Source organism: Yersinia alsatica (genome assembly GCF_025133195.1).
GTDB classification, from domain to species: domain Bacteria; phylum Pseudomonadota; class Gammaproteobacteria; order Enterobacterales; family Enterobacteriaceae; genus Yersinia; species Yersinia alsatica.
Map to the genome: position 1 here is coordinate 1,574,242 of NZ_CP104006.1, position 16,591 is coordinate 1,590,832.

A 16,591-nucleotide genomic window follows, 5' to 3' on the forward strand; every position below is an offset into this window, starting at 1 on the left:
CGAAACATATATGTTATGTATATTGCCATAGGCAAAGATAAAATACACCTATCAAAAGTGATCATGTCGGCGACCCGCTAGTTCTCGTCAGGATAAGAGGCCAATCACTAATTTTGGTCAACTTTTGGCATAAAAATAAGCTGTTACGTGAGAATTTGATCTATGATCGAGAGCGCGGCCCTCTAATTATTGATTGGGGGGACAGTTCATATAGGAGAACTCTATGTCTCATATGCCATTAATCAAGCCCCCCTCCAGCCATTCTGACGGTTGCCTCTGCCATAGCCCGGCGTTCGTGCGCATTAATACCGTATTTTCCCAGAAAGCGGCCCAATCAGCCCCTATCACTGCGGCAACTGTTGCAGCGGCAGTACCGGGCACAAAACCGCAAAAAAGAGATGTCGCTGCCAATGCTGTGCAGGTAATGGCATTTATTAATGTGCGTATTTTTGATGGTGTTTCAGACCATCTGCGCGATGGATTGCGAGTCTTAGTTGAAGGCAACAAGATCAAGTCGGTAGAGCCGGTTGATACCGAGTTGCCACCGGATGTGGAGTTGATTGATGGCGGCGGCGGGGTATTGATGCCGGGGCTGATTGATGCACATTGGCACGCCATTATGGCTCGTCCCTCAATGATGACCGCGATGACGGCAGATTTTAACTATATTCAGGCGCTGGCCATTGCCGAAGCAGATGCCACCTTAATGCGCGGCTTCACCACGGTACGTGATATGGGGGGACCAGTATTTGGCTTGAAACGCGCTATTGACGAGCAAATTGCCAAAGGGCCACGCATCTTCCCATCTGGGGCATTTATTACCCAAACTGGTGGGCATGGCGATTTTCGTCTGATTGGCGAGCTGCCTCATACCCCATCAGATCCTCTGAGCTACGCCGAGCGTGTGGGTATGACCGCCATTGCCGATGGTGCCGATCAGGTGCTATTACGCGCCAGAGAGCAATTGATGCGCGGGGCATCACAACTCAAATATATGGCGGGCGGTGGTGTGGCCTCCATGTATGACTCCATCAGTGTGACTGAAGGGTCAGTGCCGGAGATTCAGGCGGCAGTCACCGCCGCCGAAAACTGGGGCACCTATGTCACGGTTCACGCCTATACCGCTCGGGCCGTCACCATGGCCATTAAAGGCGGCGTTAAATGTATTGAACATGGTCAATTAGTGGATGAAGAAACCGTCCAATTGATGGCCGAAAAAGGTATCTGGTGGAGCTTGCAACCCTTCCTGGATGACGAGGATGCGGTGCCGATGGCAAGCCCTGCCTCACGCGCCAAGCAGCTTGAAATGGTCTCGGGCACCGATAATGCTTATATGCTGGCAAAAAAATACAATATCAAGACCGCCTGGGGCACTGATACGCTGTTTGATGCGCGATTAGCCACCCGGCAGGGGGCGCAATTAGCCAAGCTGACCCGCTGGTATTCACCCATTGAGGTTCTCAAGATGGCGACCAGTGTTAACGCCGAACTTTGTGCCTTTTCTGGCCCAAGAAATCCTTATCCCGGTAAGCTGGGAGTGGTGGAAAATGGAGCGTTAGCGGATTTGATTCTGGTTGACGGTGATCCTCTGAGTGATATCCAACTTATCGCTCATCCAGAGACTGCATTCCGGGTAATTATGAAAGATGGCCAAATATTCAAAAATACGTTGGGAAGCCACAGTTGATTCTTTTCAATAGGTTAAACTGCACCAGTCTAAGCTTATGGCGTGGGTCATGGGTTCTGTTATCGGCGATTGCTCTGAGTGGCTGTACGCGCTCAGAGGCGCCCTCTTTTGCATTATTTGGCTCTTATTTCCCTGCTTGGCTGGCTTGCGCATTTATCGGGGTTATTGCGGCGGTGGCCGCTCGCGTCCTATTTATTCGTGTTGGTATTGATGAGGTGCTGCCATGGCGGCTGTTGGTCTATGTCTGCCTGGCGCTGGCTGTGGCATTTATCTGTTCCCTACTACTGTTTGCGCGATAAATTATGAAGATGAATAAGCGACAGGGGAGTAAGCGGCAATTGGCGCTGATTGTCGCCGGGCTGATTGTGGTCGCGGCACTGATATCGGGCTGGCTTTCAGTGCGGCAAACCACACTGAATCCATTGGCGGAAGATGCGGAACTGGGCGCTAGCGTGGTGCATGTCTCCAGCTCGGTTCCTGGTCGCATTATTGCGCTGAATGTGGAGGAAAACAGCAAAGTTCAGCGTGGCGATCTGCTGTTTTCTATCGAGCCGGATCTCTATCGTTTGCGGGTTGAACAGGCGCAGGCGGAGCTGAAAATGGCAGAAGCTGCTCGGGATACCCAGCAAAGAACAGTGGTAGCCGAGCAGTCGAATGCCGCCATCACTGACCAACAAATTGTACGGGCGCGGGCCAATCTTAAGCTGGCGACTCAAACACTGGCACGGCTACAACCTTTGTTGCCTAAAGGTTATGTGACGGCGCAACAGGTAGACGATGCCGCGACGGCGAAACATGATGCCGAGGTCAGTTTAAACCAGGCACTGAAACAGTCCTTTGCGGCTGAGGCTTTGGTGAGCACAACGGCAGCTTCCGAAGCGCTGGTGGTTGCTCGTCGCGCGGCATTAGCCATTGCCGAGCGGGAACTGGCGAACACGCAAATACGCGCTCCGCATGATGGCCGGGTGGTGGGGCTCACTGTCTCGGCTGGGGAGTTTGTCGCCCCGGATCAGGCTATTTTCACCCTCATCAATACCGAGCATTGGCACGCGTCGGCATTTTTCCGTGAAACAGAATTGAAGAACATTAAAGTGGGTGACTGTGCCACTGTGTATGTTATGGCGGACCGTCAGCACGCGATTCAGGGACGGGTCGAGGGGATTGGCTGGGGAGTGAGCTCGGAGGATTTGCTCAATATTCCACGTGGGCTGCCTTATGTGCCGAAGTCATTGAATTGGGTCCGCGTTGTACAGCGTTTCCCGGTACGTATTAGTCTGGATAACCCACCGGAAGAACTAATGCGCATTGGAGCGACGGCTGTGGTTGTCGTGCGAAATGACGATGGTTGCTGACGGTACGCTTGGCGGCATGCTCCGCCAGGCAAAAGCTGATCTGGCCTTCTTCCCTGGGCGATTTGCCATGGCATGGCGGGTTGCGGTGCTGTGCGCCTTGATGGCAATGGTCGCCATGGTTTATGGCATCCCGGAATCCGCGATTAGCTGCTATCTCATTATCTTCGTCATGAAACCGGATGGCGTAGAGAGCATGGTGATGGCGATTGCTATCACGGTATTGGTCTCGCTAGTTGTCGGGCTGGTATTTCTACTTATCCACTTCACTTTGGAAGCCGCGCCACTGCGCATGGCAGCGCTGATCGTCAGTTCGTTTCTGTTTCTCTATTTGGGGTCGGCGAGCAAATTGGGCCCGGCAGGCAGTATTATTGCGCTGGTCATCGCTTTTGTGATGACCTTGCTCAGTGATATTCCCCTCGGTGAAGTCGCGACGCGGGGGCTACTCTATGCCTGGCTAATGGCTGTCGCTCCTATGTTGTTGATTATTGGCTTTAACCTCTTTCTTGGCCGCGCCCCGCAGCGGTTATTACGAGCCAGTTTGTCAGAGCGTTTATTGGCGGTGGGCGAGGCACTACGGCAGCCCGATGCCGCTAATATGGCTAAAGTGACCGACTTGCTAGAGGAAGGGCAAAATGAGCATCAGCAGCGGGCGCTGTTCGTGCGTATTTTTCATCTGCGCCCCTCGGTTGAAGCACACTGGCTCGAAAGTGCGGTAAAAAGCAGTTTTCGGCTGTTGCTGGCAACCTCGGTTTTACCGGCCACCACCCCTGAAAATGTGCGCCTTGAGCTGGCGGCATATTGCACCCGTGCTGGCGAGGCAATTGCTGCGGGTCATCTTACCGTCGCCCCACCGTTTGCTATTGAGTCGGCGGGGGATGAAATTACTGAAATCAGCAATGCGCTGCTAGCACTGGCTAATGCAGATAATGGGCCAGATCCTGATGCGCCCAAAGACTCATTTTTTGCCGCTGATGCGCTCACTAATCCAGTTCATCAACGTTTTGCTCTGAAGACCACTGCCGCAGCCCTGATTTGCTACCTGATTTACACCGCGTTGGATTGGCAGGACATTCATACCGCCATGATCACCTGCTATGTTGCGGCACTGGGTACCACGGGTGAGACGGTACACAAACTGGTGTTGCGCATCATTGGTTGCCTGATTGGAGCCTTAATGGGGGTGCTCGCGATCATTTTCATCATTCCATACATGAATGAGATTGGGCAATTGATGGCGCTGGTGTTTGGTGGTGTGATATTGGCCGCTTGGGTGTCGTGTGGCAACGAACGTATTGCTTATGCCGGTGTGCAAATAGGGCTGGCTTTCCTCCTGACAGTATTGCAAGGCTTTGGGCCGAGCACCGATATGGGCGTGGCACTCGATAGGGTGCTCGGCATATTGCTGGGTAATGTGGTGGTGTATTTAATTTTCACCCGTTGGTGGCCAGTAGCGATTGCCGATGCTGTGCAGATACGAATTAGCAAAGCATTGACCGGGCTGACAAACTTGGCCGCGTTGCCATCTCATGCTCGCCCTGCGGCATTGAGAGAAGCAACCCTTGTTGAAGCCGAAGTTACCGCTGCACGAGAAGAGTTGGCGCTGGTTCCCTTTGAGCCAAAACAATTGCGCCCCTCAGGCGAAGAGTGCGCACGACTACAGGCAATATTGGCGGAAATCGGCAGATTAGGCCCGGCCCTGTATTTATCCAGCCAAAAATCGCCGTCAGATGCTGAGCAACTGCGCCGCCTCTCGGCAGGTGACGATGTTAGCGTATTTTCTGATGAGCAAGAGCAGCATAGTGACTCTTTACGGCACCCATTATCGCCGATTGAGATGACGATTCAACAGCGCATAAAGCGGCTTGAGGAACTTCTGGGAACTTGATGACATGATGACGCACGCGGTACTAACGGCCCGGATCGCCAAAATAAGTCTGACTTGCGCAGTAATGAGTCTGAGTATGCTAATTGCCGGTTGTGCTACCGACCGCTTAGACCTCGCCCCCAGCTCCTATTCCACCCCTTGGACACCTGATGGGAATGCCGGAGCCTCGGTTGGTGCCGGTAACTTTTCAGTGCCAGCGAATCCGCTAGTGGCAGAGTTGCCCCAATCTCCGGCAATAAAAAGTGAGCATCTTTACTCATTGCCAGAGCTTATCGATATTGCCCAGAATCAGAACCCTGATACTCGTATTGCCTGGCAGCAGGCGCGACAGGCCGCACTTGCCGTGGGTATGGGCGAGGCGGTATTCCTACCGATCATTTCAGCCAGTGTTATTGGCGGCTACCAAAGCACCAGCACCCCCTTGCCTTATGCTATCGGCGGTGAGAAGGATTTTAAAACCTCTGGAAGTGCTGTTGTTCCTGCATTGGCATTACAGTGGCTTATCTTTGATTTCGGGCAGCGCAGCGCATTACTTGAAGCGGCCAAACAGACTTCCTATGCGGCTAATGTGAGCTTTAATGGTATGCACCAGAAGCTTATTTACGATGTTACCCGCACCTATTTCCAATATGGTGCCGCGCAAACCCAGACTCAAATCGCTGAGCAAACACTGAAAAATAGTCTGAAAATTCAGGATGCTGCGCAGGAGCGTAGGAAAAATGGTATCGCCACGTCAGTAGAAGTGGCTTTGGCCCAACAGCAAGTTGCGCAATCTGAATTACGCCGAGTGGTGGCCAAGGGGACTGAACGTGATGCCTATCAGGCATTGCTTGGTGCCATGGGGGTTTCGCCTTCATTGGCGATTAAAGTCGGTTATGCGGAGGATCGCGCTTTACCGGATGTCGCTAGCCCACCAACAGAAAGGATGATTCGTCTGGCCCTTTCCCAGCGACCAGATGTGTTAGCTAGCTACGCGGCAGTTGAAGCGGCGACCGCAGGCGTCAAAGCGGTGGAGGCGGACTTCTTGCCGAAGGTTTATCTTGCTGGCGCGGTGGCTGGGGGAGATGGGCGCTTTGATATTCAGGGTTTACCGGGAATCAGCCAGCAAACTTCATCATCCAGCATTTTAGTCGGTGTCAGTGTGCCTATTTACGATGGTGGGATACGCGCCGCAAGGGTCAAAGAAGCCGAGTCGCGTGCTGCGGTGGCGGCTGAAGGATTTAAGAAAACGCAAGAATTGGCCGTACGTGAAATTGTGGTCGCAGCGGATACTTTGCGGTCTGCACTTGAATCCAATCAGGCCGCGCTAAATCTGGTGAAAACCTCATTTATCGCCTATGACGCCGCACTGGAGTCTTACCGCAATGGTGTCGGTACTATCACGGTCGCAAACGAAGCTGCAAATGGCCTATTAAATGCTCAGCAAATGAGTACCGATGCCCACGCCGCTTCATTAGTTGCTGCCGCCAATTTGGCTTTCGTGATGGGTAGAATGACCAATGCCGCAGTAAACTGAAAGAATATATTCACATGCTAAATATTCGTCGTTTCAATTTAATTGGAATTGAAACGATGAATTGAAGTTTTACGGCAGGATTATCTGGCTGGTAAGATCTAATTATTGGTTTTTTAAACTGGAAATCATGATTAATTCGTCCGAAACAAAGTGTCACCAATGGATTTAAACGTTATTTATTCTGAAGTTTATATTGAGAAATATACTGTCTGGTAATGTTTTATAACTTGCGAACATCAATGGTCAGACCTATTCGTAAGCTACATTCATATTATTATAAATTAACTTATTCATTATGATAATGGGTATGGCATTTCCCTCGTTTTCTCATCGATAAAAATTCCCGTCTTAAATCACATTTTTTGAAAAAATATTGTAGGAGTAGTCCTACAATTAATTACATGTAATCTTACTTTAGCCTTGATGATGTTTTCCGTCTCCCTTAAATAACAGGGTGTTATTGTGCCGTGCCGAGAAAATTCTTATATATCAATATGATGATCCGTTTGTGGCAGTCTTGTTGCTGTTACAAATTGTTACATTTAACTAATTGGTGTTAAGTGTCTAATGTTTCTAAACTGCCGCCGCTGGGTATTTAATTGATGTGCTAATGTGTGCGAAAAATACCTGTCAGAGACTGTTTTATGCCATCCGGTGAATGGGTAAGGTTATCTACGAACAATTATTTTCTTATTTCATTCACCCGAATTGTCGGTGAGTTGTGGATATTGAACCTGGCAGCGTAGATTATTTTTACACATCTTCTCAGGAATGGATTTCCTAAGTTTCCTTCACTCAATAAGGAACGTTGATGTCCTCTTCAAGTTTCCAGAATGAAATACCCAAAGCGCGCGTTAATATTAAATTAGATCTCCACACTGGCGGAGCTCAGAAGAAAGTTGAGCTTCCTCTGAAATTATTAGTAGTGGGAGATTATAGCAATGGTCAGGAACAGCGCCCGCTGTCTGAGCGTGACAAGCTTGATATTAATAAAAACAATTTCAACAGTGTTCTGGCTGAGTTCCAACCGAGCCTGAAGCTGACTGTACCTGACACTCTTGCCGGGGATAGCACGGATACAGCGGTCTCCCTGACCTTCCGAGACATGAAAGATTTCGAACCGGAAAGCGTGGCGCGTCAAATCCCGCAATTAAGGGCTTTGCTGGCGATGCGTAACCTGCTGCGTGACCTCAAATCCAATCTGCTGGACAACGCCACCTTCCGCCGTGAGCTGGAAAATATCCTCAAAGACGAGGCACTGAGCGATGAGCTGCGTGCTGAACTGGCGGCATTGGCCCCGAAAGACTGTTAATCACTGAATTAGCCGCTTGTAAACGGAAAGAAGAAAAGGAACATGCTGATGTCTGTACAGGAAAATGCTGCGCAGGGTAGTGCGACGACCGTATTAGAGAAGAACCGCCCCGTCGCCCAGGGGGTTTATGCCTCGCTGTTTGAAAAAATCAATCTTAGCCCAGTGTCATCACTGACCCGTCTTGATGCTTTTCAAAACAACGATGCACTGGCAGAAGCCACAACCGACGAGCGTGTTACCGCTGCGGTCAGCGTCTTTTTAGACTTGTTGAAACAGTCGTCTCGAAAAGTAGAAAAACTGGATAAAACCTTACTGGATGGCCACATTGCAGCACTGGACGACCAAATCAGTCGCCAGCTAGATGCGGTAATGCATCACCCTGATTTCCAGCGTGTAGAGTCTGGCTGGCGTGGCCTTAAGTTCCTGGTTGACCGCACTGATTTTCGTCAGAATGTCAAAATTGAACTGCTGGACGTGTCGAAAGAAGACTTACGTCAGGACTTCGAAGATTGCCCAGAAATTGTCCAGAGTGGCTTATATCGCCATACCTATATTCAGGAATATGACACACCAGGTGGCGAGCCTATCGGTTCGGTTATTTCTAACTATGAGTTTGATGCCGGTCCGCAAGATGTCGCGCTATTACGCAACATTTCTAAAGTTTCTGCTGCGGCACATATGCCATTTATCGCCTCTGTTGGCCCTAAATTCTTCCTCAAAGACTCCATGGAAGAAGTGGCTGCCATCAAAGATATCGGCAACTACTTTGATCGCGCGGAATACATCAAATGGAAATCGTTCCGCGACTCTGACGATGCACGCTATATCGGCTTGACTATGCCGCGTGTATTAGGTCGTCTGCCTTATGGCCCTGATACTGTGCCAGTACGTAGCTTTAATTACGTCGAAGAAGTGAAAGGCCCGGATCATGAAAAATATCTGTGGGCGAATGCGTCTTTTGCGTTTGCGGCCAACATGGTGAAAAGCTTCATCAAAAATGGTTGGTGCGTACAGATTCGTGGTCCACAAGCGGGTGGTGCTGTAACTGACTTGCCGATTCACCTGTACGATTTGGGCACCGGTAATCAGGTGAAAATCCCGTCAGAAGTGATGATCCCGGAAACGCGCGAGTTTGAGTTTGCCAATCTGGGCTTTATCCCACTGTCTTACTACAAAAACCGTGATTACTCTTGCTTCTTCTCGGCTAACTCTACCCAGAAGCCAGCATTGTATGAAACGGCGGATGCGACAGCCAACAGCCGCATCAATGCCCGTCTGCCGTACATCTTCCTGCTGTCACGTATTGCTCATTACCTGAAGTTGATCCAACGCGAAAATATCGGCACCACCAAAGATCGCCGTTTGTTGGAGTTGGAGCTGAATAATTGGGTACGCAGTCTGGTCACTGAGATGACTGATCCGGGCGATGATTTGCAGGCTTCTCATCCTCTGCGTGATGCAAAAGTTACAGTAGAAGATATTGAAGACAACCCAGGTTTCTTCCGCGTCAAGCTGTATGCCGTACCACACTTCCAGGTGGAAGGTATGGACGTCAATCTGTCGTTAGTCTCGCAGATGCCGAAGGCTAAAGCTTAAGGCGGTCGTTGGGATGAAAATTTATCGTCCGTTATGGAGCGATGGGGCCTTTTTGGCCCCGCAACAATTCCAGCAACAGGCCCGCTGGGATGCTTATGTGGCAGATAGCGTGGCCCATATGGCACTGGCATCTCCTTGGGGAGTTATTGAGGCAACCTTCGACCGGGGGTCGTTGGCGCTTTCTCGCCTGAACGTGCTTAAACTGGTGGTTCGTTTTCCTGATGGCACGCTAATTGATTCTGAACGGGCGGATAACCTGCCCCCTAGCTGCGATTTGTCTGTAGTTTCAGACCGTGATGCCGTGGACGTGGTGCTGGCATTGCCGCTGCTTTCGGCTAACGGCGGCAATCTGGATGATGGGCAGGACAGCGCGCGTCCTCGCCGCTGGCAGCAGGAGTGGGTTACCGTACAGGAGCTTGCTGGTCATGAGCGTACCGAACTGGCAATAATGCGCCATGCGGTCACGCTGCGTTTTGCTCACCAGGAAAATAGTGCCTATCTGACCTGTCCGGTGGTGCGGTTAATACGCAGTGCCCAGGGGCAGTGGATGCCAGATGAGAATTTTATCCCACCGATGCTGTCACTGGCGGCCAGTCCGGTTGTGTTGATGGCGTTGGGGGATCTCATCCATCGACTGCAGGCTCGTCGGCGTCGTCTGATGGCCATGCGGCGTGAAAGCAACGAGCGGATGGCTGATTTCTCGGTGGCCGATGTGTCGCTGTTTTGGTTGTTGAATGCGTTAAACAGTGCTGAGCCGGTATTAACAGAACTGTATCAGACGCCTTCGCGCCATCCCGAACTGTTCTATCGAGAACTGGTTCGCCTCGCCGGTAGCCTGTTGACGTTTTCTCTGGAGCATAAAGCCGAAGACATTCCGCTGTATCAGCATGACGCACCGGAGCAGGTTTTCCCGCCGCTGTTCACCTTGCTTGATGCGCTGCTCGAAGCCAGTCTGCCATCCCGTATGGTGGTGATTGAACTCGCTCATGAGGGCCAATTCTGGACCGGTTCTCTACACGATGCTCGCCTGCGTGAAGGGGCTGATTTCTATCTGTCTGTTCGCTCTTCGATCCCCAATCATCTGTTGCAGACCCAGTTCCCACTGTTGTGTAAAGCCGGCAGCGTTGAAGATGTGTCCGATGTGGTTAATGTGGCGCTCAACGGTGTGGCGATGAAACCACTGTCCCATGTTCCGGCTGCTATCCCGCTGCGTCTGGAGAATCAGTACTTTGCCCTTGAACTCAACGGGCCAGCAGCGCAAGCCATGTTGGATGCGGGTAACTGTGCTTTCTACACTCCAGGTTCGCTGGGTGATATCAAACTTGAACTGTTTGCGGTGCTGCGCTCATGAGCAAAATAAATACATCTGTCGTTGATGCGGTTTTCTATCCCTGCTGGCTGATGGTTAGCCAATTGCGCAACGGTCAGGAAATTGAAGACGGTGAGGCTTTGTACCGCCGTGCCTGTGAGTGGATTGACGGCGCGCGTGAGGCGTTGTCGCGTGCCGGTTTCAGTGAAATCAGCAGTGACCATATGTTGTATACCCAGTGTGCGTTACTGGATGAAAGTGTGCTGAACCGCCAGAAACAGGACAGTGGCTATACCAAATGGCTGAAAAACCCGCTTCAAGCCCGCTACTTTAATACCCTGAATGCAGGTGAGGAATTGTGGGAGCGGATCCGTACGGTGTTACAGGAGCCGGCACCGGATACCGCAGTGCTGACCTGCTTTTATCGTGCGTTGACCTTAGGATTCTCCGGTCGCTATCGTGAACAGGGAGATGAGCGGAGAGAAGATGTGGTGCGTAAGCTGAGTTTGCTGGTGCCACCATTCGCTTCTTCACAGGAGACACCGCTGGTCTCGCGCTCACTGCGTCTGCGCTCCGGACGCAAAACCTATTGGTTCTCGTGGGTCGCGGGTGTCGCAATCCTGGTTGCTTTGTGGTTCATGTTGTCGACCCGGCTTACGCAGATGGTGTCTCAGCTGACAGGGATGCATTAGCGGATGCGTGGATTAACGCCGTTACTCTTGCTACTGCTGAGTGCATGCCTGGCACTGTGGCTTATCCTGGGTTTTTGGCCGTTGGGGACAGGTAGCCGCGTGGCACTGAGCATCGTGGTTGTCATCCTCTGTGGCGGTGTCGGTTATTTTCAGTGGCGCAAACACAACCGCTATAAAGTGGCTCATGACTCCATTGCAGATTCAACGCTGCCACCTGAAGATTTTCAGGGCGCGGTAGTGCTGGTTTGCGGTGACAACAATGCCCTGTTTTCCCCCTCAGCCTCTTTTCGTGAAACCCACCAGGGTTGGTATCTAACGGTGAAGATGCCAGAACAATTGCCCATATTTGCGCAATATTTGGCGGCGGAACGTCCGGCGCTGATTGCTCAGATCTCTGTGTTACTGGCCATTGTGCCAGAGCAGCATCAGGACCGGGATGATTTTTCACAGTCGCTGCGTGCTTGGCAACGGGCTATCGTGCAGTGCAAAGGATGGCTTGCAGGAGTTCCACCTGTCTGGCTGGGCATCTGGCTTTCACAGCCTACGGTTTCACCAGCGCAAACAGATCGTTGGTATATGGTCACGCCGGGGCAGAAAGGCATTCAGGTTCAGGAAGCCGGGGCAGGGATTATGCCGTTGGTTGAATGGAGTCGGCATCAAGATCCCCGCAACGGGCAGGAAAGGCTGAGCTCTGTATTATGGATGGAAAGTCTTCTGTGCTGGCTTGATGAATATGTTCTGAGCATCCTGACACAGCGGCAAGGGGATGTCCCTCCACTGATCCCGTGTGCATGGGGTTGCTGTTTTACCCCGATTACGGGGCGTCAAAACAATCTGTGGCAGACATACATTCGTGGCGTCACCACGCTGACACCTGTAGCCGCCACTGAGCAAAATGACCTGCCGTTGCCAGAAGTGTTACTGCCTTATTTGCCTCGCCGTCGTGGTGTCTCCCGCCTGATGCAATGCTGGCAGATGGCCGGTGTGCTGTGCGGTGTATTTTTATTGTTTGCCCTGTTGGCCTCTTTTGTTAATAACCAGCGTCTGGTTCAGAGTGTGGGCGATCATCTGTCGCTGTATAACCGGCTCACTGGCACGCCTCCAGCTCCGAAGACTCTGGCTCAGCAGCAACTGCGTGCGGATGCACACCTATTGGATGACTGGTTACGCCGCGGTGCACCCATGCGTTTGTCTCTGGGGCTGTATCAGGGCCTGCGGCTTAGGGCTCCACTTGAAATTGCTATCAATAGCTGGACGTCTCCTCCACCGCCCCCTCCCGTAATTAATCGAATTGTTCAGGGACCCAAAACCCTGCGTCTGGATAGCCTGTCACTGTTTGACGTGGGTCAGTCAATACTCAAAGCGGGCTCCACCAAAGTGCTTATCAATGCGCTGGTCGGGATTAAGGCGAAACCTGGCTGGCTGATCGTGGTCGCGGGTCATACCGATATCACGGGGGATAGTCAGTCCAACCAGATTTTGTCACTTAAGCGGGCGGGATCGGTACGAGACTGGATGCGTGATACCGGGGACATTCCGGAAAGCTGCTTTGCCGTACAAGGCTATGGCGAGAGTCGGCCGCTGAAATCTAACGATACGGAAGCGGGCCGTGCGCTCAATCGCCGTGTCGAAATCAGTCTGGTACCGCAGGCTGATGCCTGTCGCCTGCCAGGCGTAAAAACAGCGTCACAGGATGAAAGTGACGTATCAACTCAAGAAATGGAGAAGTAAACCATGGCAATTCCAGTTTATCTGTGGCTGAAAGATGACGGCGGTGCGGACATTAAAGGTTCCGTCGACGTTAAAGATCGTGAAGGCAGCATCGAGATCGTGGCGCAGGAACACAACCTGTATATCCCGACTGACAACAACACCGGCAAGCTGACAGGGACCCGTATTCATACTCCATTCCTGTTTACCAAAGAAATCGACTCTTCCAGCCCGTATTTGTACAAGGCGGTGACCACTGGTCAGACCCTGAAATCTGCGGAATTTAAATGGTATCGCATTAACGATGCAGGTCAGGAAGTGGAGTATTTCAACACCAAGCTTGAGAACGTAAAACTGGTGAAAGTCGCGCCGAAGATGCATGACATCAAAGATCCAGCTAAAGAGAAACACAACCATCTGGAAGCGATTGAACTGCGTTACGAAAAAATCACCTGGACTTACAAAGACGGCAACATCATTCATTCCGATTCATGGAACGAACGTACTACCGCATAGTTACCCGTCATTCTTCGCGCCGCAGGTGCGTTGGCGACGTTCGCTCACCCTGGTCACATAGTTATCTATGCTCCCAGGGGCTCGTTCACTTGCCGCCTGCCTGCAACACGAATTATTTAGGGTAACCCGCATCAGCAGGCGGTTCGCCGTCTGCTTTTTTGTGTTTTTAGCTGAGTATCTGTGCATCGGTATTCAGCCAAACGCATACACATTTTATCAGATGACCTTATGGGCCTCGGTTGACGGCTATGGGCGGTAGCGTGTCCGACGCTAGCTTACTTATCAGGTTTTGCAACGGTTTCGCACACAAGGAAGAGAGTTTATGACAACGCATTCAGCACACTTATTACGTCGGTTAAATCCCTATTGTGCGCAGGCACTAGCCGGTGCCGCTACTCTGTGTCAGACCCGAGCCCATGCCGAGATCACCGTCGAACACTGGTTGTTGAAATTGCTGGAGCAGGGTGAAGGCGATATCACGGTGATTGCCCGTCGCTATGAGTGGGACATGGACAGTCTGTGGCAGGGATTGCTGGCCCATCTGGATACCTTGCCGCGCACAGTGCAGGGTAAACCCCAGTTGTCGGCCGCGTTACAGCAACTGATCAAAAGTGCCTGGCTGGATGCCTCGTTGCAGGAAAACGCCGATACCGTGCGTTCCGTTCATCTGCTGGCCGCGCTGATTGCCACGCCGTCATTATTAGCCGCCGATGCCGCCTGGCCGTTGCTCAGCCTGAGTTCCACCCAGTTACACCGTCTGTTACCGCTGCTGGACAGTCAATCCGATGAACGTCCCGAGGTTCAGCAAGCTGCGGCACTGGCGGACAGCCCGGTCAATTTGACGGACGAAGCAGCGACCATCCCCTCAGCCAGCGGCCAACCCCAACTGAATGACGCCCTGCAAGCAGCGTTGGATAAATTCACTCTGGATGTGACCGCCAAAGCTAAAGCTGGGCAGATTGACCCGGTATTTGGTCGCGATAATGAAATCCGCCAGATGGTGGATATCTTGTCGCGTCGGCGTAAGAACAACCCCATTTTGGTGGGTGAACCGGGAGTGGGGAAAACGGCACTGGTTGAAGGTCTGGCATTGCGTATCGCCGAAGGCAATGTGCCGGATAGCCTAAAAACTGTCAGCCTGCGCACACTTGACCTTGGCCTGTTACAAGCGGGCGCTGGAGTCAAAGGGGAGTTTGAGCAGCGTTTGAAAAATGTTATCGAGGCGGTACAGCAGTCTCCTCACCCTGTGTTGCTGTTTATTGATGAGGCACACACTATTATTGGTGCTGGTAATCAGGCAGGGGGCGCTGATGCCGCTAATCTATTAAAGCCAGCACTGGCTCGTGGTGAATTACGTACTATTGCCGCGACTACGTGGTCTGAATACAAACAGTATTTTGAGCGCGATGCGGCACTGGAACGTCGCTTCCAGATTGTTAAAGTCGACGAGCCGAATGACGACATGGCGTGCCTGATGTTGCGTGGCCTGAAGTCGCGTTATGCCCAACACCATGGTGTCCACATTACTGATGAGGCGGTGAAAGCGGCGGTCAGCCTGTCACGCCGTTACATCACCGGCCGTCAACTTCCAGATAAAGCGGTTGATTTGCTGGATACCGCCAGTGCCCGCGTGCGCATGAGCCTTGATACCTTGCCGGAGGAGTTAACCCGGCTGAAGGCGCAGATTAGCGCATTGGCGATGGAACAACAGGCGCTGTTGGAAGATATCGCCCTCGGTAACCACCGCAACACTGAGCGTCTGGGTCAGATTGAACTGCAAACAACAAGTTTAGATGAGCAACTGCGGGGGCTGGAGAATCAGTACCATGAGGAAAAAAACCTGACGCAGCAACTGCTGGAAACTCGTCAGGACATCAGCCGTCAGGTCGATATCAATGCACTACAGCAGCAATTAAGTGAATTGCAGGGCAGTGCGCCATTACTGTCACTGGATGTTGATGTCCGTACCGTTGCAACGGTCATCGCCGATTGGACTGGGGTTCCCTTAGGCAGTTTGTTGAAGGATGAACAAACCAACCTTCTCTCCCTGGAGAATCATTTAGCCAGTCGGGTAGTTGGGCAGGATGCTGCCCTGAAAGATATGGCTCAGCGGTTACGGGCAGCGAAAACCGGCCTAACACCAGAAAACGGCCCTCTGGGCGTTTTCCTATTGGTTGGCCCAAGTGGTGTAGGGAAAACCGAGACCGCGCTGGCACTGGCCGACACACTGTTCGGTGGTGAAAAATCACTGATTACCATCAACCTGTCTGAATATCAGGAAGCACATACCGTTTCCCAACTTAAGGGCTCGCCACCGGGTTATGTCGGCTATGGTCAGGGGGGGATTTTGACCGAGGCGGTGCGCAAGCGACCTTATAGTGTGGTGTTGCTGGATGAAGTTGAGAAAGCCCATCGCGATGTGCTGAATGTGTTCTATCAGGTGTTTGACCGTGGTTTTATGCGCGACGGCGAAGGGCGTGAAATTGATTTTCGCAACACGGTGATTTTGATGACTGCCAATCTGGGCAGTGACCACATCATGCAGTTATTGGATGAACAGCCGCAATCCACCGATAGCGATCTGCAAGAAATGCTGCGCCCGATCCTGCGTGATCACTTCCAACCTGCGCTGCTGGCCCGCTTCCAAACATTAATCTACCGCCCGCTGGATGCCACCGCGTTGCGCACCATCGTCAAAATGAAACTGGCACAGGTGGCAAAACGCCTACATAAGCATTATGGCCTGCAATGTACCCTGGGTGACAGTCTGTATGACACCTTGGTTGCTGCCTGCTTATTGCCAGACACCGGTGCGCGCAACATTGATAGTCTACTTAATCAACAGATTTTACCGGTGCTGAGTCAGCAACTGCTGCAACGGATGTCGGAGCAAACACCTACCACGTCACTGACTTTGGGCTGGGATGAAGAAGAAGGGATTGTGCTGGAGTTTGGTGATTAAGGACTCAATGTTACCTAACTGAGAAAATGCCCATCTCTAAAAAGACAGGGACGT

At 51.8% G+C, this 16,591-nt stretch carries 12 protein-coding genes; all 12 read left to right on the plus strand.

The window, feature by feature from the left end; genetic code table 11:
- The first annotated feature begins 223 nt into the window (after positions 1-223).
- The 12 genes from N0H69_RS06890 to tssH all read left to right on the plus strand — a co-directional run bounded on the left by N0H69_RS06890 (position 224) and on the right by tssH (position 16,537).
- Positions 224-1,687 (plus strand): metal-dependent hydrolase family protein, encoded by a 1,464-nt coding sequence (locus tag N0H69_RS06890; protein WP_050150882.1) that lies wholly within the window; start codon positions 224-226, stop codon positions 1,685-1,687.
- Positions 1,684-1,986, plus strand: a complete 303-nt coding sequence (locus N0H69_RS06895) for a YtcA family lipoprotein (RefSeq protein WP_235895249.1) — start codon at positions 1,684-1,686, stop codon at positions 1,984-1,986. The genes N0H69_RS06890 and N0H69_RS06895 overlap by 4 nt, the downstream gene beginning before the upstream one ends.
- A 9-nt stretch (positions 1,987-1,995) precedes the next feature.
- Entirely contained in the window at positions 1,996-3,039 is a 1,044-nt protein-coding gene (gene mdtN / locus N0H69_RS06900; protein WP_050108710.1) for a multidrug transporter subunit MdtN, read from the plus strand.
- Entirely contained in the window at positions 3,023-4,924 is a 1,902-nt protein-coding gene (locus tag N0H69_RS06905) for an FUSC family protein (RefSeq protein WP_050150885.1), read from the plus strand. Before mdtN ends, N0H69_RS06905 begins: the two co-directional genes overlap by 17 nt.
- Positions 4,925-4,928: 4 nt before the next feature.
- Positions 4,929-6,440 carry a TolC family protein gene (locus tag N0H69_RS06910; RefSeq protein WP_050150888.1) on the plus strand — a complete coding sequence of 504 codons (1,512 nt, stop codon included), beginning with the start codon at positions 4,929-4,931 and terminating at the stop codon, positions 6,438-6,440.
- An 811-nt stretch (positions 6,441-7,251) separates the two neighbouring features.
- Positions 7,252-7,752, plus strand: a complete 501-nt coding sequence (tssB, locus tag N0H69_RS06915) for a type VI secretion system contractile sheath small subunit (RefSeq protein ID WP_050108418.1) — start codon at positions 7,252-7,254, stop codon at positions 7,750-7,752.
- A 42-nt stretch (positions 7,753-7,794) separates the two neighbouring features.
- On the plus strand, positions 7,795-9,348 hold the full coding sequence (tssC, locus tag N0H69_RS06920; RefSeq protein ID WP_050108416.1) for a type VI secretion system contractile sheath large subunit: 1,554 nt from the start codon (positions 7,795-7,797) through the stop codon (positions 9,346-9,348).
- 13 nt (positions 9,349-9,361) lie between these two features.
- On the plus strand, positions 9,362-10,699 hold the full coding sequence (gene tssK, locus N0H69_RS06925; RefSeq protein ID WP_050150890.1) for a type VI secretion system baseplate subunit TssK: 1,338 nt from the start codon (positions 9,362-9,364) through the stop codon (positions 10,697-10,699).
- Positions 10,696-11,349 (plus strand): type VI secretion system protein TssL, short form, encoded by a 654-nt coding sequence (gene tssL / locus N0H69_RS06930; RefSeq protein WP_072077443.1) that lies wholly within the window; start codon positions 10,696-10,698, stop codon positions 11,347-11,349. Before tssK ends, tssL begins: the two co-directional genes overlap by 4 nt.
- A 3-nt stretch (positions 11,350-11,352) precedes the next feature.
- Entirely contained in the window at positions 11,353-13,080 is a 1,728-nt protein-coding gene (locus tag N0H69_RS06935) for an OmpA family protein (RefSeq protein WP_050150892.1), read from the plus strand.
- Between the two features lie 3 nt (positions 13,081-13,083).
- A complete protein-coding gene (gene hcp, locus N0H69_RS06940; protein WP_004711812.1) occupies positions 13,084-13,575 on the plus strand; it encodes a type VI secretion system effector Hcp in 492 nt (163 codons plus the stop codon).
- A gap of 322 nt (positions 13,576-13,897) precedes the next feature.
- Positions 13,898-16,537, plus strand: coding sequence for a type VI secretion system ATPase TssH (gene tssH, locus N0H69_RS06945; RefSeq protein WP_050150893.1), 2,640 nt, complete (start codon positions 13,898-13,900; stop codon positions 16,535-16,537).
- Positions 16,538-16,591: the final 54 nt, after the last annotated feature.